This window comes from Pseudoalteromonas sp. NSLLW218 (assembly GCF_015864775.1).
Lineage (GTDB): Bacteria > Pseudomonadota > Gammaproteobacteria > Enterobacterales > Alteromonadaceae > Pseudoalteromonas.
Genome location: NZ_JADYWO010000004.1, coordinates 290,686 through 309,170, shown reverse-complemented (window position 1 = coordinate 309,170; position 18,485 = coordinate 290,686). Strand labels below are relative to the sequence as shown.

18 protein-coding genes are annotated in these 18,485 nt (G+C 40.0%); 13 read left to right on the top strand and 5 right to left on the bottom strand.

Annotated features, from left to right (window positions below; all coding sequences use genetic code 11):
- Positions 1–45 precede the first annotated feature (45 nt).
- Complete coding sequence (locus tag I6E80_RS08195; protein ID WP_170071584.1) at positions 46–972, bottom strand: LysR family transcriptional regulator; 927 nt, start codon at positions 970–972, stop codon at positions 46–48.
- A gap of 173 nt (positions 973–1,145) precedes the next feature.
- Here I6E80_RS08195 and I6E80_RS08190 point away from each other — a divergent pair, with 173 nt between their 5' ends.
- The 9 genes from I6E80_RS08190 (at position 1,146) to I6E80_RS08150 (ending at position 10,902) form a co-directional block, all read left to right on the top strand.
- Positions 1,146–1,823 carry a glutathione S-transferase family protein gene (locus tag I6E80_RS08190; protein ID WP_197185309.1) on the top strand — a complete coding sequence of 226 codons (678 nt, stop codon included), beginning with the start codon at positions 1,146–1,148 and terminating at the stop codon, positions 1,821–1,823.
- A gap of 107 nt (positions 1,824–1,930) precedes the next feature.
- Positions 1,931–3,058, top strand: a complete 1,128-nt coding sequence (locus tag I6E80_RS08185) for a zinc-binding dehydrogenase (protein ID WP_197184046.1) — start codon at positions 1,931–1,933, stop codon at positions 3,056–3,058.
- 222 nt (positions 3,059–3,280) lie between these two features.
- Positions 3,281–5,839 (top strand): CotH kinase family protein, encoded by a 2,559-nt coding sequence (locus tag I6E80_RS08180; protein ID WP_197185308.1) that lies wholly within the window; start codon positions 3,281–3,283, stop codon positions 5,837–5,839.
- A 77-nt stretch (positions 5,840–5,916) separates the two neighbouring features.
- Positions 5,917–6,831 (top strand): polyphosphate polymerase domain-containing protein, encoded by a 915-nt coding sequence (locus tag I6E80_RS08175; RefSeq protein ID WP_076924973.1) that lies wholly within the window; start codon positions 5,917–5,919, stop codon positions 6,829–6,831.
- A gap of 1 nt (position 6,832) precedes the next feature.
- The gene (locus I6E80_RS08170; RefSeq protein ID WP_076924972.1) at positions 6,833–7,420 is read left to right on the top strand and encodes a DUF4956 domain-containing protein; all 588 of its coding nucleotides are present in this window, start codon (positions 6,833–6,835) and stop codon (positions 7,418–7,420) included.
- Position 7,421: 1 nt separating this feature from the next.
- Positions 7,422–8,513: an OprO/OprP family phosphate-selective porin gene (locus I6E80_RS08165; protein WP_197185307.1), complete on the top strand. Its 1,092-nt coding sequence runs from the start codon at positions 7,422–7,424 to the stop codon at positions 8,511–8,513.
- A 229-nt stretch (positions 8,514–8,742) separates the two neighbouring features.
- A complete protein-coding gene (locus tag I6E80_RS08160; protein ID WP_197185306.1) occupies positions 8,743–9,798 on the top strand; it encodes a type IV toxin-antitoxin system AbiEi family antitoxin in 1,056 nt (351 codons plus the stop codon).
- Complete coding sequence (locus I6E80_RS08155) at positions 9,779–10,366, top strand: nucleotidyl transferase AbiEii/AbiGii toxin family protein (protein ID WP_197185305.1); 588 nt, start codon at positions 9,779–9,781, stop codon at positions 10,364–10,366. The genes I6E80_RS08160 and I6E80_RS08155 overlap by 20 nt, the downstream gene beginning before the upstream one ends.
- A gap of 308 nt (positions 10,367–10,674) precedes the next feature.
- Positions 10,675–10,902, top strand: a complete 228-nt coding sequence (locus tag I6E80_RS08150; protein WP_197185304.1) for a hypothetical protein — start codon at positions 10,675–10,677, stop codon at positions 10,900–10,902.
- An 848-nt stretch (positions 10,903–11,750) separates the two neighbouring features.
- On the opposite strand, the gene I6E80_RS08145 is transcribed toward I6E80_RS08150, so the two are convergent.
- From I6E80_RS08145 to I6E80_RS08135, 3 genes are all read right to left on the bottom strand, one after another.
- Positions 11,751–12,230 carry an Imm26 family immunity protein gene (locus I6E80_RS08145; protein ID WP_197185303.1) on the bottom strand — a complete coding sequence of 160 codons (480 nt, stop codon included), beginning with the start codon at positions 12,228–12,230 and terminating at the stop codon, positions 11,751–11,753.
- Positions 12,231–12,335: 105 nt separating this feature from the next.
- On the bottom strand, positions 12,336–12,935 hold the full coding sequence (locus tag I6E80_RS08140; RefSeq protein WP_170071576.1) for an RDD family protein: 600 nt from the start codon (positions 12,933–12,935) through the stop codon (positions 12,336–12,338).
- A 126-nt stretch (positions 12,936–13,061) separates the two neighbouring features.
- On the bottom strand, positions 13,062–13,376 hold the full coding sequence (locus I6E80_RS08135; protein ID WP_331459331.1) for a DUF6572 domain-containing protein: 315 nt from the start codon (positions 13,374–13,376) through the stop codon (positions 13,062–13,064).
- A gap of 692 nt (positions 13,377–14,068) precedes the next feature.
- On the opposite strand from I6E80_RS08135, the gene I6E80_RS08130 reads away from it, so the two are divergent.
- Positions 14,069–14,554, top strand: a complete 486-nt coding sequence (locus tag I6E80_RS08130) for a hypothetical protein (protein ID WP_076924966.1) — start codon at positions 14,069–14,071, stop codon at positions 14,552–14,554.
- Positions 14,555–14,581: 27 nt separating this feature from the next.
- On the opposite strand, the gene I6E80_RS08125 is transcribed toward I6E80_RS08130, so the two are convergent.
- Positions 14,582–15,787, bottom strand: coding sequence for an anhydro-N-acetylmuramic acid kinase (locus tag I6E80_RS08125; protein WP_197185302.1), 1,206 nt, complete (start codon positions 15,785–15,787; stop codon positions 14,582–14,584).
- A 149-nt stretch (positions 15,788–15,936) separates the two neighbouring features.
- On the opposite strand from I6E80_RS08125, the gene I6E80_RS08120 reads away from it, so the two are divergent.
- The 3 genes from I6E80_RS08120 (at position 15,937) to I6E80_RS08110 (ending at position 18,303) form a co-directional block, all read left to right on the top strand.
- Complete coding sequence (locus I6E80_RS08120) at positions 15,937–16,425, top strand: GNAT family N-acetyltransferase (protein WP_197185301.1); 489 nt, start codon at positions 15,937–15,939, stop codon at positions 16,423–16,425.
- 181 nt (positions 16,426–16,606) lie between these two features.
- Positions 16,607–17,635, top strand: coding sequence for an NADP-dependent oxidoreductase (locus I6E80_RS08115; RefSeq protein WP_197185300.1), 1,029 nt, complete (start codon positions 16,607–16,609; stop codon positions 17,633–17,635).
- A 50-nt stretch (positions 17,636–17,685) separates the two neighbouring features.
- Positions 17,686–18,303, top strand: a complete 618-nt coding sequence (locus I6E80_RS08110) for a glutathione S-transferase family protein (protein WP_010554991.1) — start codon at positions 17,686–17,688, stop codon at positions 18,301–18,303.
- Positions 18,304–18,485 lie beyond the last annotated feature (182 nt).

Genomic DNA, 18,485 nt, shown 5'->3' with positions numbered 1-18,485 from the left:
TTTTTACCTATTATTTATACAAACAATAGGCCTAACTCTTAAGGCCTATTTTATTCGCTTACTATCTTCATCTGTTTCTTTTATTCTTTTTACTAAAAAGTCGACCGCCGCTTTTACCTTTGGTACTAAATAGCGCTGCTTTTGATACAACAAATAAACCGCCATAGTCGCATTTTGGCTTATCGCTAATTCATGCTCAAACTTAAGCTCTTGCAACTGGCCAGACTCAAGGTATGAGTCGAGCGCCCACCGAGTAGACATTAAAATGCCCTCACCATTACACGCTTTTTTAGCCAGCCACGAACCGTTATTTGAAATAGCGACCGCAGGCCCAGAAACGTCGTGCCATTGCTCATCTACTTTACATAACCACGGCGTTGGCCCCGCTGGCGTTTTAAAATAAAGGCCATTATGGTGCTTTAATTCCATAGCGTTATTTGGCACACCGTATTTTTGTAAATAGCAGGGTGACGCGACAGGAATAAAGCCATTATCCATTAGTTTTATTGCTAGCACGCGCTCATTTGGCGCGTAACCACCACGAATCGCAATATCAACATCGTCACGCCCAAGTGTCGATAACTCATCACTTAAGCTAACATCTAATATAATTTCAGGGTATAGCGCGCTAAATTCATCTAGCAGTGGCAGTAATATTTTGTCACCAAAACTCACCATTGAGCTTATACATAATCGCCCCATTGGTGTTGTTTGATAACTGCGTACAGTTTCGTGGCTTTGCTCTAGCTGATTTAATATTTGCTGAACATCGTTATAGTAAATTTGCCCAACTTCGGTCAATTTAACTATGCGGGTCGAACGCTTTAAAAGCGTCGCCCCTAGGCTTTTTTCTAAATCAGCAACCCGCCGCGACAACGACGAAGGCGGCACATCAAATGCTTTTGCGGCTTTGGTAAAACTGCCCGTTTCAACCACTTTAATAAAATACCGTATGGCTTTTAGTTGATCCAAGTCGCCTCTCCATTAAATAAAATGCTTTATTGTCTTAAAGACAAAAGTGATTCGCATTTTCCCCTATATATAAGCAAATTAAAACAAGTAATAATGTACTCAACCTAAAGACAGGGACTTAAATTGCATTTTTGGCAATGAGTATCTTCACGTTAATGATGGAAAGCTGACTTATGATTACTTTGCACGGTTTTGCTGCTAGCAACTATTACAACCTAGTTAAACATGTACTTTTACACAAACAACTGCCATTTAAAGAACACCTTGTTTACGGCGGTAGTGAAGAGTTATTAGCAATCAGCCCTGCAGGCAAAGTGCCTGCAATCACAACAGCTAACGGCCTTAATATTTCTGAGTCGAGTGTTATTTGCGACTTTATTGAAGAGTCGTACCCACAAACCCCGCTATATCCTGAAGATGCAGGTGAGCGCGCAGTTGTACGTCAAATTATGAAAATGGCAGAGCTTTATTTTGAACTGCCAAGCAGACGGTTCATCCCTTATGTATTTTCAGGCGCTGAAGTACCTGAAACAACTAAAGCCGAAGTACGCCAAGTATTAACGCGTGGCGTAACCGCTTTAAGTAGCGTGTGTAAGTTTTCGCCGTGGATTGCAGGCGAGCAATTTACAATGGCAGACATTTATGTTTATTACGTAAACACCATAGTTAGCGCCTTTGGCTCAAGCCAGCTTGATTGGGATGTATTAGCACAAGTTCCCGGCATGAAAAAGTGGAACGAATCAATGAGCCAATTAGCCATTGCCCAAAACATAGAGGCCGATCGCCAAGCGAATATGGCTGAATTTATGCAAAAAGTGAAAGCGCAAATTCAAGCAGCAAACGCTAAATAACGCGTAGCTATAAAAGCAATCTACTCTAAATTTTAATTACTAACACCGTATCGCCAATACAATAATGTGATTGGCTTAACAAATTTAATTCTTTGCAGGAGACACTTATGACAGATAAAAATATCCAACTGACTTCAACTATCAGCGAAGACAATAAACTAACACTTGCCTTAAAAAACATCGAGATGCCAAAGCCAAATGCCGATGAAGTGGTTATTCGCATTGAAGCTGCACCATTAAACCCATCAGACTTAGGCGTTTTATTCAGCGCAGCTGATATGTCTACTGCAAAGCAATCGGGTACTGATGAAGACCCAGTAATTACTGCCGATGTTCCAGCTCAATTTATGCCATCACTTAAAACCCGTGTAGGTAAAGCAACACCCGTAGGTAATGAAGGCGCGGGCACCGTAGTGGCAGCAGGCTCATCGCCAGCCGCACAGGCATTAATGGGCAAAACAGTGGCTGTTATTGGTGGCGGTACGTATCGTCAATTTATATGTGCCAATGTACAAAGTTGCCTAGAGTTAAAAGAAGGGACTACCGCAAAAGAAGGTGCATCATCTTTTGTTAACCCACTCACCGCACTCGCCATGGTAGAAACCATGCGCGCTGAAGGCCATAAAGCCATTATTCACGCCGCAGCGGCTTCTAACCTTGGCCAAATGCTAAACCGTATTTGTATTGCCGATGGCATTGATTTAATTAATATAGTTCGCAAACCAGAACAAGAAAAATTACTGCGCGATATGGGTGCAAAATATATTGTTAACTCAAGCAAGGACTCTTTTCTTGCTGACCTAACAGCTGCAATAATCGAAACCGGTGCAACTATCGCGTTTGATCCTATTGGTGGCGGCCAGCTAACAAGTGACATACTTAACTGCATGGAAGTTGCAGCTGCGCGCGATATGAAAGAGCACACGATTTATGGCTCTGACACATTTAAACAAGTGTACATTTATGGCGCACTAGATCGCGGCCCTATTACATTAAACCGAAACTTTGGTTTTGCTTGGGCTGTAAACGGGTTCTTGTTATTTAATGCTTTAGGTAAATTAGGCACAGATACAGTAATGAAAATGCGCAAACGCGTTGCTAATGAAATCACCACTACTTTTGCGAGCAACTACACGCACGAAGTTTCATTAGCTGAGGTATTACATTTACAATCAATTGCCGCTTATTCTAAACAAGCTACAGGCGAGAAGTACTTAATTAAACCTCAAGCGTAATTAAATATTCTTCGTTAAAAATTAAAAAGCAGATGCTAATTAGGTATCTGCTTTTTTACGTTTAAATACACGCACGCTATTATTGTGAGCCTTGCAGTTAACGCGTCCTTAAAGCTCGTCACAAAACCATCATAAAAATGTAATTTACTGAATTTTTACACATTGTTTGCACCTTTTATTCTTATAGTTTATCCACTTTAATAAAATAATAAGCGTGCATACATGAATATAAAACCTTTTATATTTTATTCAGTTATTGCCTCTACTACATTATTGTATGGCTGTGGCGGTACTGAGCAAACTACCGACACCAGCACAGAGCAAAGTACTGATTCATCAACAGCAATCACGTCAACTGGCCTAGTTATTAACGAAATTGTCGCAAGCCCAAGCGATACAACCTACGATTGGATTGAGCTATACGCCACTGAAGATATAGCCGACTTATCGGTATTTTCACTTGTTGATGATAACGCCGACAGAGAGCCTCAAGCTTTACCCGCAGTAGCACTTTCCCAAGGTGAGTTTATTGTTATTCAAGCCATTGATGAAACCGATACACCGCCCGATAACGGTTATTACGTCACCTTTAAACTAGGGAGCGACGATGCGGTTACGTTATACGAGGACGGCACTGCTATCTCTGTACTTGATTGGGAGGAAGGCGAAGCCGCTGAAGGGTTTAGTTACGGCTTATACACCGATGGCACCGGCACCGCGCAAACACTAACACCCACAGAGGGCGCAGCTAATCAAACAGCAGATACCTCTTCACTTGTTACAACCTTAATTGCTGAAGACGCCCCACTTCGTATAAACGAAGTAGTAGCAAAAGACAGTAGCGGCGGTGAGGACTGGATAGAGCTTTATGTAACAAGCAGTAGCGATGTTTATTTAGCAGACTACACCCTAAGTGATGACAATAACGAACAGTTTGCTCTACCCGATATTACGTTATCGCCGGGTGAGTTTTACCGTATTTACGCAAGCACCGATGATTTAGGCGATCTGCCAAGCGTAGCGTTTAAATTAGGCTCAAGCGATACCGTAAGCCTTTACAGTAACAATGTAATTATAGAGCAGCTATCGTGGAACAAAGGCCAAGCGCTGAGTGGTTACAGCTATGGCCGCTACCCTGATGGCAGCGATGCAACAACCGTATTAACTCCAACAGAGCTTAGCCAAAACAGCAAAGCAACCCACGGGCCACTCGTTATTAACGAAGTGGTGGCAAGCGCCGCAGACGATGGCAACGACTGGTTTGAGCTATACAACAACAGCGCAAATACTATTAACTTAGCTAACTACCAAGTTATTGATGAAAGCGACGACATAGACCCCGTTACCCTGCCCGACATAGATTTATACGCAGGTAGTTACATTACTATTTATGCCACCGAAGAAGATCCAGGTACTTACTACGTCCCCTTTAAACTAGGCAAAGAAGACGAGCTAAGCTTAATACTCAACGATGAAGTAATTGACTACATTGACTGGGATGAAAGCGATGTAGCCACAGGCTTTAGTTACGGCCTAAGTAGTAGTACCGACTTTACTCATGCATTTTTAACACCTACCCCAAGTAGTGATAATACAGCAGCAACCGCATTTACACCCACGGCTGTTAATACGCTTTCTATTACAATTACTGACGAAAACTGGCAAGACATCCTAGATAACCCTCTTGATGAGGAATACCACGAAACCGCTATTACCTTTAATGGTGTAACACTCGATAGCGTGGCTATTCGCACTAAAGGTGGCTCAAGTTTAAGCAGTGTTGCCAACTCTAGCAGCGACCGTTACAGCTTTAAGGTTGATATTAACGAATATGTGTCGGGTCAAAAGTTTTTTGGGCTAAAAAAGTTCACATTACAAAACTCGTTTAACGACCCGTCGTACATGCGTGAAGTAATCGCCTACGAGCTAATGGATGAAATGGGCGTGCCAACGCCAGAGCATGCTTACGTTAACTTTTATGTAAACGGCGAGCTATTTGGTTTGTATTTAATGGTAGAAGCCGTAGATGGCGAATTTGTTGAAAAACACTTTACCAACAGTAATGGCGATTTATACAAGCCAGATGGCACAGGCAGCGATTTATTATGGCTAGGTGACGACATACAAAGCTACACCGATATAAACCTGCAAGCCAACGAAGACACCACAGATAACGGCGCCTTTATTAACTTTGTAGAATCGCTCGATAAAGGCGAAACCAGCGCCATAGAAGTAGACACACTTTTACGTTATATGTCGGTTAGTACTTCACTGTCCAATTTAGATAGCTACCACGGCCCGCTTGCACATAACTATTATATTTACGATGACGATGGCGTATTTAGCATTTTGCCATGGGACTTTAACGAATCATTTGGCACCTTTAACATGGATTGTAATGGTGTAGATGTAAGAGAGCTCTACATTGATGAGCCAGTAAGCGGCGCATTAAGCGAGCGCCCATTAATCGCTAATGTATTTGCCGAGCAAAGCAACCTCGATACGTACCACAGCTATTTAACACAGCTTATTAATGGCTCACTTTCAAGCGAAACATTTAACGCACGCGTAAATGAAATAGCCGACCTAATTCGTGAGCACGTAGAAAACGACCCAACTAGCTTTTATGGCTCAACCTACTTTGAGCAAAACCTTACCTCTACAACAGGGCAGTTTTACGGCTTAACGTCGTTTATGCAGTATCGCGTAGCAAATATGGCCGCGCAACTTGATGGCACATTACCCTCAGCGGGCGATGGCAGCGGCTTTTGCGCTAGATAAACAACCCATCCTTCATGCGGTGTCAGCACGCTGGCACTGCACTCTATTACTTTGCAATTTAATAATCTGAGAAAATTATGACAATTCAAGCACGTTTTAAGGATGAACTTTTTGAAAAGGATACTTCAATTGCACCTGTAGCATTGGCTGCAATAAACACTAAAAATAAGCAGGCCCAACCTGAAAAGCCAAATGCTGAAGGCTCATTATCAACATTAATTAACGAGTTACTCACCCCATTTGAAGGCTACGGATTAAACGATCTTAATAACGCTAATTTAATGAACCGTGTAGATAGCAAATTTATGCTGCCACTGTCTTTTTTACCTGAGTTACTAACTCACTTACAAGGGCAGTACCGCGTACTTGATATACAAGGTAAGCGTTTGTTTTCTTATTATAATCAGTACTTTGATACGCCCGAGCTTGATTTATATAAAGCCCACCATAACGGTAAGCTTAATCGCTACAAAGTGCGCCAAAGGCGCTACGTTGATACCGCCACCGAATACCTAGAAGTAAAACTAAAAAACAACCAAAGCCGCACTGTTAAAACACGCATCAAGCTCGAAAAAAACAACGAGCAAGCCCATTGTACTGCGTTTATGAAAGAGCAAATGAAAAACAGCTTTGCACATTTAAACGTAACCCAGCAAAGCGGCTATAACCGCATAGCCCTAGCCAACGAAGAAAAAGCCGAGCGCTTAACGCTTGATTTTAACCTGTGGTACAACACCCCAAAAGGCGATAACAAAATAACATTACCGGGCTTTTTTATTGCCGAGCTTAAGCAAAGTAAAAAAACAAAACACTCGCCATTTTATAAGCTTATGAGCAAACACCACGTATTCCCTGCCTCGTTTAGTAAATACTGCATTGGCTGTGCTTTGCTCTACCCCGAGCGCTTAAAAGTAAACCGCTTTAAACCTGTTTTAGCCCGCTTAAAACACCTTAACCGCACTAACCCACTATTACCTTTAGAGAATAATTAAAATGACCAAATTAGATCTTATTTTTCTTTCCCGCTTTTTAGTTAACATTCTATCGCTGGCTGTACTTTGCTATGGCTGTTACTTTCGCATAAGTAAAAATGCAGTGGTGGCAGGCTCGTTTATTTTATTTGGCGTAGGCGTTTTTATTATTACCTTTTTGCTGCACGGCGTTGATATGTCAATGGAGTTTGCATTTGGCCTATTTGCCGTATTTACCATGCTAAGGTACCGCACTGAGTCTATTTCGATTAAAGAAATGACTTACTTATTTCTCGTTACTGCCATTGCTTTACTCACCTCTGTAGGGCAAATGAGCTTAATTGAGCTAAGTATTCTTAATGGCATTATTTGCTTAATTGCCTTTTTGATTGACTCAAGCATATTTGTAAAGCGCTACGAAGTACAAAGCGTTTGCTACGAGCGCATAGAAAACATAACCCCACAAAACCAAGCCACACTTATCCATGATTTAAAACAGCGCACAGGGCTAAACGTAGTTGCCGTAGATATAGAGCACATCGACTTTTTAAGAGACGTAGCGCAACTAAAAGTAAGTTACTTAGCCGAAAAACAAACAAAGGCAGCCTAACATGACCTCTAAACAAACGATTACTTATGCGGCACTTTCAGCACTTTGCTTTGTAAGTAACGCAAGCTTTGCCAAAATTAACGACGATATAGACCTAAGCGGCTATATTATGCTCGACTACAACAAGTTTGATACCTCATTATTAGAGGGGCAATACGAAAGCAACGATTCAGAAAGTACCTCTGAAATACGCCGCGCACGCCTAAGTTTTAAATCAGACATCAGCAAAGATTGGAAAAGTAAATTTCAACTTGGCTTTGCCGATGGCGAAACCGAAATAAAAGACGCCTACTTAGAATACTCTGGCTGGAAATATGCCGATTTAACCATAGGCCAACAAAAAGAAGGCTTTGGCCTAGAAAAACTAACCAGCTCTCGTAATTTATTAATGCTCGAACGAAGCATGATAAGCGAAGCGTTTTCGCCAGGGCGTAGTTTAGGTATTAGCCTATCGGGAGACATAGCCTCAGTAAATTGGCAACTAGGTTATTACAAGCCCGATGAAGACGAAGCAACGTCTGCTATTACAGGGCGCGTAGCTTGGGTGCCATGGCAGCAAGATACCAACCTATTACACCTAGGCCTTGCATTTAGTGAGAGGCAGTACGACGGCAACGAATTTAGAGTAAATGAACCTCTTGAAGTTTATACCGCCGACTCATTAATAGAAGGCGATAAAATTAATGCCGATAGCCTCTCGCAGCAAGGTATAGAGCTGTTATGGCTTAAAGACAGATTGACCATGATGGCCGAGTGGCAACAAGCACAAGTAACTAGTATTGAAGATACAACTAACGATTACGAAGGCGGCTATTTGCAATTTGGTTATCAGCTATCGGGCGGGTATCGTAAGTATAAAAACGCAAAACTAGGCGCAAGCTCAGAGCTAGGCTGGGAGCTCACTGGTCGCTATAGCCTACTTAAACTCAAGCAAGAAAACCAAGACGCAAAAACCTACGCTCTTGGCGTTAACTACACCGTAAACAAAAACATAAAGTTTATGGCCGACTACATTAAAGCCGATTACTTTGAAGCGGGCGGCACTATCACATCGGGCAACGCAATCTCATTAAGGCTGCAATACTCGTTTTAATGCGCTTTGCGTGTTTAGTCGGTTAGCCTAAAATTATAAAGCCCCTGTGTTAAACGTTACGTTTAACACAGGGGCTTTATAATTGAGCTGTTATAAACTCTCTAAAGGTAACTTATTAGGCTGGTACTTATCCCACTAGCTTACAAAATACTAATTGCAGTAAGGGAATTTAAGCTTGTGAGCTTGCCACACTCCTCGTTCATTAATGATAGCCGTTCAATAAAAATGAATGGCCAAAATTAGTGAACAAATGATGGACCACGGGATAATACAGGCAGCTATTGAGAAACTAAACTTGCAAACGAGTTTAGGCGCAGAGTATAAAACTTTTAAAAAAGAATGTACTGAGGGCAAACTCGCTTTGCCTAATGTTAAAAGCAATTTAATTATTAAATGCAAAAAGCACCTAAATACAACCACCTTACAAAAGTATATTGCTGAATTAAAAATAAAAAATCAGATAACCAATGCCCTATTAATTACTGAGTACATCAATCCTAATCAAGCAACTCTATTAAAGGAGCAAAATACATCCTTTATAGACCGAGTTGGTAACACGTATATTAATTGCCCCCCAATTTATATTGATATTCAGGGAAATAAGCCCGAAAAAGCCCACAATGAAATAGCCTTAGCCAAACAATTAGGTAAGGCATTTCAACCCAAGGGTATGAAAGTAGTATTTATGTTTTTAGTGCAACCGGAGCTGGTAAATAAACCCATGCGCACAATTGCAAAGGTGGCCGAGGTTGCACTGGGAACGGTTAAACAAGTAATTGACGATTTAATATATCAAGAATTTATAGTTCGAAAAGACCAACACACTAAAACAATCAACAATTCAAAAGCTTTACTAGAGAAGTGGTTAGACGCCTATCCTGTAACTGTTGAAGCTAAATTAAAACAAGAAATCTTCACTACTGATAACACGGAGCTACTACAAAAACTTGAACTAAATAATGTAAATGCGGTGTGGGGAGGCGAATATGCTGTTCAACAATATGATGATTATTTAAATGCAAAAAATTATCTAATTTACGTAAGCCCTGAACATAAAAAAGTCATTTTAAAAACTGCACGATTACGAAAAGTAAAAGCAGAAGATGATATAAACGATGCAGTAACAAAAGTAGTTTTAGTGGAGCCATTTTTAGCTATAGAAAAACTTGTTGGGCCAAAGATCAATTTAGCACACCCGTATTTAATTTATGCCAATTTATTAGCTAGTAGAGACGCAAGAAACATAGATGCTGCAACGAGGTTTTATGAAAAGCACATCGCTTAATGTCGTTGGTAAATTACCACGAGGGTTAGTTGGCCTTTATCAAAAAATAAACGCCCATACTGAAGCATTAGGGATCCCTTACCTAGTCATAGGTGCTACCGCCAGAGACATTATACTCCATCATGGCTACGGTGCTGCAATTGAGCGAGGTACAAGAAATATTGATTTTGGTATACAAGTCCAAAACTGGGATCAGTTTGAACAGTTAAAGGAGCATCTGCTAAAAAATGGTTTTACACCTGATCAAACAAAAGTACACCAGCTAGTAACTACCGTTCCTAACGGTGAGAGCTGGGAGATTGATATTATTCCATTTGGAAATATTGCTGGTGATGGTAACTCTATTACTTGGCCGCCACAGCATGATATTGGAATGTCAGTAACAGGCTTTAACGAAGCATTTAAACATGCCCTAGACGTAAAAATTGCCAATAACCCCAATCTTAATATTAAAGTTGCATCGCCTGCTGGGATGCTATTGTTGAAGTTAATTTCATGGCTAGAAAGGGAGCATGGCGTTAGGCGTAAAGACGCAATGGATATTTTTTATCTCACTAGGGCGTGTTGACCTTTCGTGGGTGAATTTGCAGCAGTATGTTTGGTTTTTAGGCAAGGCAGAGCCTATGTAGTGTGGTTATTCCCCACGAATAGGCGATAACGCCGCATAAATACCAAACATGCGCTGCCCTTTGGGTTCTTTCTAGGGACGATCAACTCTTTGTTGCTCGGTTTTTACTTAGCCCACTAGGTTACAAACCTCGCGCCGCGATTTAATCGTCCCTAGATTGAACAAATTTCAATCCACAAAGATCAACACGCCCTAGGCACTACTCAAAAATACCTGATATCGCAGACTCACTTTATGAGGATGACTTTATGGACGCGCAAAACTATGATGAACATAAAGCGAGCACAATGAAACTAGCCACTGATGCTTGCAGCATCGCTAACATAGAAGTTCTTTCATTCATTAATGAAAAATTGTTCAATATTGAGTCCAAAGTAGACAATTTAGTACTAGATATAAGCAGAGCAGTTCAAATTGAATATAGTGATGCTGAAGAGCTTTTAAATATTATTTCTGAGCAGCTAAATACTGCTTAACTGTTTCAATAGCTCCTTTGTTTTATATATAAAGTAATCGCTATTAAAACCGCCGGATGCAATTTTTTATTCCCATAAGTTACTAAAACAGCTTTGCTTATGTTCTTTCTCATTCAAGCTTGGAATTAGGAGCTATATACGGCGAGGGTTTAATAAGTGATTTTCCAATAGGAATTTGGAATATTTCCCATTCAATGCTGGAATTAAGCTAATTTCTCAATTAACGCTGGAAGGGATCACCCGTACGTTGCTAGCCTCTCAAGTACAGTAAAGGTTTAAGGATATAGTTAACTTGATAGGCGTACTCTGGCAAACTTCGCTAGTGCGACATCAGCAGGCACTGGTAAACCTCGAAGTATGAAGTCAAAATTTGACTCCTTTGACCCAAAAATTGTTGGCTAAAATAGGCGACGTAGGAGCAAAAGCCCACTGTTTTTAGTCCTTGTTGATTTTCTTGTTAGTATTCTTTGCTTTAATAATGAATTTCATAGCGCCTAAATGAAAAAACGGCAACATAACATATGCGAGCAAAAGAGAATCAAAAAACAGTATCCAATGAAAAACTACAGCCTTCTCTTCGGAATTACAGAGATCGCGAGATAATATCTCAAAGCAAACTCCATCAGGTGAACCTAGAATATAAACTCCGATTACAAAAAGTACTAAAGCGATCAAAACTCTTTTGAACATTTCAGCTTTTAACTTTTTGCTAGCCTTGACTCTCAGCTGAAACCTCCTTGAATACAACGCCCTGTTAATGGGCAAAATTATGTTGGCTAAAATGTGAAGCGGAGCGAAACCAAGCCAACGTAATTTTGTCCACTTTAAACAGTTTGTTAGGTGACGTTTTATGTAGCCTCAATCACGGGAATACCGAGTATTTCACTAACCAAATCATCAAGTACCAGGTAATTACTTAAACCCCATGTCCCCACTACCCCCTTGGCATTGGAAATTTCATCTCCTTCAGCATCGAGATATTTTTTGAATGGCACATCAAAGTAACAGTATTTTGTGGTTATTTGCACTACAGGCTTGTTATCAACAATCGGCATATATCCACGAGAGAAACCCAAGCGATTGATAAACAATGGAGCAAACATCAACTCATTAGAATACAAATCGATTACCTTCTCAGGTTCGTTTAAGACTGCATCAAATACGTAGACTTTTATGCAGTTTCCAAAACCACCTGCTTTTGCAGTCAAAGAAACGATCTGACCAAAGACATACCTATCATCAGAATACTTGAGCCTAAATATATCCCCTTCTCTTAGCTTTTTTCGATAAGGTTTTTGTACTTTCATGTTTGTTTCAGGTAATGCCACTCAGTCACCTAACGCTTTGCCAAGGGGCAAATGCGAACGTTGTTGGGCAAAGCCCAGTGAGAATTTGTCCCAGCCGCGTTTTTTGCGGCGAACTTAGGCAACTTGTTAAGTGCCTGTGTAAGATACCTGCGTTTTAGCAATATAATCATGTAAACAACGTCTCTCTTTGCCAAAAATAAAAGCAGGGTTTACAAATCCAACAAAAAATTGACCTACTAAAGGTATGACTGAACATAAACTCATAGGTAGAATTCTCAACAGTAGTATTTTTTGAAGGTTAGCCTTACTTCCATCTAAATTTTCTATTCGTATAGACATCATGTTCTTACCGATCGTTTGTCCAAAGTGGTAGAGCAAATAACCTTGCAATATTAGAATCATTACTAGCCCGTAGACTAAAGCAACTACTGTGACTAACAAAGTTGGATCTTTTAAAGCTTCCATACCGAAATACATAAATAAAGGGATTGTAGCTACCATGTGAATAACAGCATCAATTAGTCCTGCCCACAGACGGTCTAGACGTGCAGCTTTTTCACCTACATTTCTTGATTCATCTACTTGTTGATGATCTTCTATTTCTTTTTCTTGAATTAGAGCATCAATTTCTTTTGCTCTTTCTGGATACATATCACGGTCAATCGACTTTGCTGAAGAATAAAGGTCATTGAGAGAATACTGTGAGAAGTCAATTTTTGAATCCATGTATAGATTACTCCTTGGCACTTAACGCCCCAATAAGGGGCTGAAAATAGCTTGCTAAGATGTGTAGCGAAGCGGAACCGAGCAAGCTGTTAGCAGTCCCTTCTTAATTGGTTTGTTATATACCGATTACTCTGTTTTTAAAACAAAGCTGATGTTCTCAGATGATAAAATTGGTACCAACTGTTCTAGAAAGTTAGTAAGCGTATCAGTTTGAGTATGACCAATTATTAGCTCAATTCTCTTAGGTAGAGCATATTTATGAGGCTCTTCCTTTTCTAATTGCCCATCAAGAATGTAACACAAATAGTGATTAAGCTTATCTTGAAGCAACTCTATATTTGTATCATCAACCACTTCAGATTGAATAATTGAAAGAACACACATTCCCTCATTTATGGAACTGATATCTATCTGGTTTTGAAAATTTATGCCGTATTTCATCTAGGTATATAACAATTTAATAGTGCGCTCGTCGCGCATATTTCTACCGACTTAGCGCTCATTTATCTACTTTATATAGTTTTAACAAATTACCTAAGGTATTACTATCACTAAGTTTTCTAAAGCTTTTAGGTAAAGTTAAATAACCCAATTTGCGCGCAGCGCTCATTTTCATGAATATATGCGCAAAGCGCAGTTTAACCAATCAATTAACGACGATATTTAGCCAATCTCAATGACCTGTTATCGCTCATAAACGCCTTACTACATTTTTAACATAAGATAGCTTAGCTTGTGAGGGCACTCTTTTAATATGTGCTACAACATTCAACCGCAATGCATACCGTATTAAATCAAAAAAATAAAGTATGGAATATTAATTTAGGATCTTTATTTAATGCTTTGATTAGTTTAAGCCTAAAAACCAAATTCTATTCCCTATGAAGAAAACCCTATGAAAAACCCAAATAAGGAACAACAATACCATCACTACAAGCCTTGCCACATAGGGCTCTTTATTCCAGATGTGTGACAAACCATTCCAAAACCGAATGAGAAAGAACATATAGCGATCTTTTTTGATCAAAATACAGCGATTATCCGATTAAGTGCAATTTGTCATAAAACTGCAATCAAAATAGATGATAATTTAAACTCGAACTGTATTTTTTATAATCTAGAAGTTGAAGTAAATGAGCACACCAATGACGCAACTCACATTTGCGTTACAATCGTTTGAAGATCCTCTCTCTGCGGCTATGGGCCACACAATGGAATACGAGCAGTTAACCTTGCAAGCCAGTGCTATGCATGAAATAACGCTGCAATGCGTATTGCCGGATGACGCCCACGAAAACGATATTATTTCGCTGAGCGCAACGTATCCCAGTGCCCGTGATGCGCAATACTTTACTGAAAAAGCACTCACTAACGCCGACTTAGAGCGTGGTTATGTGTATTTAACATTAAGTAAAATTACTCAAAGCCACTGCTTAGTAATGCAATTAATGCTGCATGGCTTAAATGCCACTTTAAAAAATAGTTTACAGTTCGATATGCAAGTAAATGCGTTTGAAGCAGGTTATAAAAATCAGCAAGCACTTAAAAGCCAAACTAAGCCACATGGCGTTAAAAAATACTTTCGTAATATGAGCTCAAGTTTATTTTCGTTTTTTTAATATGTTGATATACGAACTTATAAAACCTTAATCAGCAAAACTCACTTTACCCATAGTAACTCCCGCAATACCTTGTTCAGTATTACTTAGGTGTTGCTGCTCACCTGCTAGGCATTCGTTGGCTAAAATGGCAAATAGTACGGCCTCTTTAGCATCGGGATTTATGCCTAAATCATCGGTATTTTTAAAAGCCTCAATACGTGGGCAAAGCGCTGTAAGTTGCGCCATTAGTAACGGGTTATGAATACCGCCACCACTTGCATACACCACACAATTTTGTGCGCGCTGTGCACACTCGTTTAATGCATTTGCTATAACGGTTGCAGTAAAGGTATTTAAGGTGGCCATCACATCTTCATGGCTTAAATAGTGAGTATTTGTAAGCTGCTGCGCGGCGTTTAAATACGCTAAGTTAAATACTTCCGGCCCTGTGGTTTTAGGCATTGGGAGTGCAAAAAATGCGTTATTACATAATGCATTTAATAATGGCGTATTTACCTTGCCTGCTTTTGCTATTTTAGCACCATCGTCATAATGTAGCCCTGTAAAATGTTGCTGTACGTAGGCATCCATAATGGTATTACCGGGGCCAATATCGCTACTAAACACACCGTTTGCATCGCCATTTTTTGGTAAAAACGTTAAGTTTGCTATGCCGCCCATGTTTAGCAAAACCCGACTCTCAGCAGCGCTCGAAAAATACAAATAATCGCCATACACAGCCAGTGGTGCGCCTTCGCCCCCTGCCGCTATATGTTTTTGCCTAAAATCACCAATGGTAGTAATACCCGTAGTAACCGCTATCTGGTCACTGTCGCCAATTTGTAAGGTGCCATTAGTAAAGCTTTTGTGGTTATGCTGCGACTGCGGGCAGTGGTAAATGGTTTGCCCATGGCTCGCTATTACATCAATACTTGCCGGGTTTACCTGCCAAGTATGTAAGCACTGATTAACTATATCGCCATGGAGTTTACCTACCCACGGATGCAGCAAGGTAACAAGCTCTAAATCGCATTCCCGCTTAGCAAATACCTGCTTTATTTTAGTTTTGTAATCGTCGTTGTAGTCAACGGTGGTAAAATTTAAAACCTCAATGTGTGTATTTAAGCCCGCGCCCGTTACTTTGCAAAGCGCTACATCGAGCCCATCTAACGAGGTACCACTCATTAAACCAATAATTAAACGGCTTGGCTTTTGGGCACTATTATAAAGGGCGGCTATGTGTGGGTGCATGAAGGTATCTTAAACAGGTATCATATTTTGCTTATATTAGAGGACTTTAAAACAAAGTAATAGCCGTAAAGAGTTTAATTTAGGTTCTGATTGTTTAACGTTTAAATGATTGTTAAATTAGTATGCATACTAAAAATTTATGAAAAAATATGATCACCCTCAGAGAGTTTAAAGCCCAAGACGCGCCTTTTATTATTAGCACCTTAAATGATGAACAGGTTACGCGTTATTTATCGTCAAAAATTCCGTTTCCGTATACGCAAGCCGATGCTGATTGGTGGATAAACCAAGGTTCTAAAAATGGAATGGTTAAGGCCATTGTTGTAAATGGGCAATTTGCGGGCTGTATTGGTATAACTCCCGGCGAATTTGAATACAGCCACAGTGGCGAAATTGGTTATTGGCTTAATAAAGCCTATTGGGGGCAAGGCATTATTACTCGCGCTATTGAACTTATATGCAATGAAGCGTTTGCAAGCTCACACTTAAACAGAGTTTTTGGTGCTGTGTTTGCTGGTAATACCGGCTCTATGAAAGCACTTACTCAAAACGGCTTTGAACAAGAAGCTGTGCTTAAACAGGCTATTTATAAAAACGGTGATTTTTACAATAATCATATATTTAGCAAGCTTAAATAAATCGTTTAGAATAAATACTTTGTAAAGGTTGAATTATCAACCACCCGCCCAAAACTCCTTTATTAAGGTACGCATTGTACATATTCATACTGCTTAGCCGCGCATTATTGTTTAGCTGAACACGATTTTAAAAGCGTAAACATTCGGTAAGTAGTTTATTTATATTAATAGGAGATCTTATATGTCTACGACTAGTCGCCAACTTACTCTTGAATCACGCCCTAATGGCGCTCCAACAGATGAAAACTTTAAATTAAAAACGGTAGAGCTTCCTGCATTAAAAGACGGCGAAGTTTTACTACGCACTATTTACTTATCACTAGACCCATACATGCGTGGCCGCATGAGCGATGCTAAGTCGTACGCCGATCCGGTTAATGTGGGCGATGTAATGGTAGGCGCTACCGTATGCCAAGTAGAAGAGTCTAAAAACGATAAATTCAGCGAAGGCGAATGGGTACTTGCCTACACCGGTTGGCAAAGTTACGCCATTAGTAATGGCGAAGGCTTAATGCAATTAGGTAAAGAGCCTGAAAATCCTTCATACGCGTTAGGTATTATGGGTATGCCAGGCTTTACAGCCTACATGGGTTTACTTGATATTGGCCAGCCTAAAGAAGGCGAAACCGTAGTTGTTGCAGCTGCAACAGGCCCAGTAGGCGCAACGGTTGGTCAAATAGCTAAAATTAAAGGCTGTAAAGTAGTGGGTGTTGCTGGTGGCAGTGAAAAGTGTGCACATGCCGTTGAAAAACTAGGGTTTGATGCGTGTATTGATCACAAAGCCGATGACTTTGAAGAGCAATTAGAAAAAGCCTGCGACAAAGGCATAGATGTTTACTACGAAAATGTGGGCGGAAAAGTATTCGACGCCGTACTACCACTATTAAATACCGCAGCACGCGTACCATTGTGTGGTTTAGTATCGCAATATAACGCAACTAGCTTACCAGAAGGCCCTGACCGTTTAGGTATGCTAATGGGTCAATTGCTTACTAAGCGTATTAAAATGCAAGGCTTTATCATTTTTGATGATTACGGCGACCGTTACGACGAGTTTGCACAAGACATGCAAAAATGGCTAAAAGACGGAAAAATTCAATACCGTGAGCACATGGTAGAAGGCATCGAAAATACAGTAGGCGCGTTCAACGATATGATATGCGGTAAAAACTTTGGTAAAACTGTGGTTAAAATTAATAACCCACTTTAATTTTAAACGGCTTGTAAGGCTAAGCCCTTACAAGCCACAAAAGGACTGACATGATCAAACTACACCATTTAAATAAATCCCGTTCTAAACGTGTAATTTGGCTTTTAGAAGAGCTAAATGTTGACTACGAAATCGTCGCTTACCAGCGCAATAAAGACACTTTCTTAGCCCCTGACGAATTAAAGCATATTCATCAACTTGGTAAGTCACCAGTAATTGAAGACGGCGGCCTAATTATTGCTGAATCAGGCGCTATTACCGATTACCTTATTACTAAATACGGTAACGGTAAATTTGCTCCAAAAGTAGATACCGCTGAATACGTTGACTACCAACAATGGCTGCACTTTGCAGAAAGCTCAGCAATTTTACCGCTTTTACTTAAAATGTTTGTACTTAAAGACGGCGCTAAAACACAGTTTTTAGAAGGCTATGCCGACGCCGAAACAGCTAAAGTAATTAGCTACTTTAACGACCGCCTTGAAGGTAAACGTTATTTAGTGGGCGATACCCTAACGGGTGCTGACTTTATGATGTCGTTTATTGTTGAAATTGTTAAAAACTCAGGTCAATTAGCGCACTTTAAAAACCTCGTTAAATACGACGAGCAATTACAAAGCCATGAGAAGTTTCATACAGCTAATGAACTAGAAGCAAAGTACGACTAACTACTTTTATATAATATTTTTATATAACACTAAGGGGCATTTAGCCCCTTTTTTATGCCTGTAAATATGCCTGCAAAATAACTCCACCAAAGTTACGCTTGTAAACTAAATTAACAAACAATCCCTTATTGCTAATAAAACTTTAATTAATAAGGCATAATGCTGCTATTATTTTAGAATAA

Bases quoted from the DNA above. Each gene is read 5' to 3' on its own strand.
- I6E80_RS08130 (WP_076924966.1), top strand. From the start codon at position 14,069: ATGAGCACACCAATGACGCAACTCACATTTGCGTTACAATCGTTTGAA.
- I6E80_RS08110 (WP_010554991.1), top strand. From the start codon at position 17,686: ATGATCAAACTACACCATTTAAATAAATCCCGTTCTAAACGTGTAATT.
- I6E80_RS08125 (WP_197185302.1), bottom strand. From the start codon at position 15,787: ATGCACCCACACATAGCCGCCCTTTATAATAGTGCCCAAAAGCCAAGC.
- I6E80_RS08185 (WP_197184046.1), top strand. From the start codon at position 1,931: ATGACAGATAAAAATATCCAACTGACTTCAACTATCAGCGAAGACAAT.
- I6E80_RS08190 (WP_197185309.1), top strand. From the start codon at position 1,146: ATGATTACTTTGCACGGTTTTGCTGCTAGCAACTATTACAACCTAGTT.
- I6E80_RS08175 (WP_076924973.1), top strand. From the start codon at position 5,917: ATGACAATTCAAGCACGTTTTAAGGATGAACTTTTTGAAAAGGATACT.
- I6E80_RS08155 (WP_197185305.1), top strand. From the start codon at position 9,779: ATGAAAAGCACATCGCTTAATGTCGTTGGTAAATTACCACGAGGGTTA.
- I6E80_RS08150 (WP_197185304.1), top strand. From the start codon at position 10,675: ATGGACGCGCAAAACTATGATGAACATAAAGCGAGCACAATGAAACTA.
- I6E80_RS08160 (WP_197185306.1), top strand. From the start codon at position 8,743: ATGGCCAAAATTAGTGAACAAATGATGGACCACGGGATAATACAGGCA.
- I6E80_RS08170 (WP_076924972.1), top strand. From the start codon at position 6,833: ATGACCAAATTAGATCTTATTTTTCTTTCCCGCTTTTTAGTTAACATT.
- I6E80_RS08165 (WP_197185307.1), top strand. From the start codon at position 7,422: ATGACCTCTAAACAAACGATTACTTATGCGGCACTTTCAGCACTTTGC.
- I6E80_RS08120 (WP_197185301.1), top strand. From the start codon at position 15,937: ATGATCACCCTCAGAGAGTTTAAAGCCCAAGACGCGCCTTTTATTATT.
- I6E80_RS08135 (WP_331459331.1), bottom strand. From the start codon at position 13,376: ATGAAATACGGCATAAATTTTCAAAACCAGATAGATATCAGTTCCATA.
- I6E80_RS08140 (WP_170071576.1), bottom strand. From the start codon at position 12,935: ATGGATTCAAAAATTGACTTCTCACAGTATTCTCTCAATGACCTTTAT.
- I6E80_RS08180 (WP_197185308.1), top strand. From the start codon at position 3,281: ATGAATATAAAACCTTTTATATTTTATTCAGTTATTGCCTCTACTACA.
- I6E80_RS08115 (WP_197185300.1), top strand. From the start codon at position 16,607: ATGTCTACGACTAGTCGCCAACTTACTCTTGAATCACGCCCTAATGGC.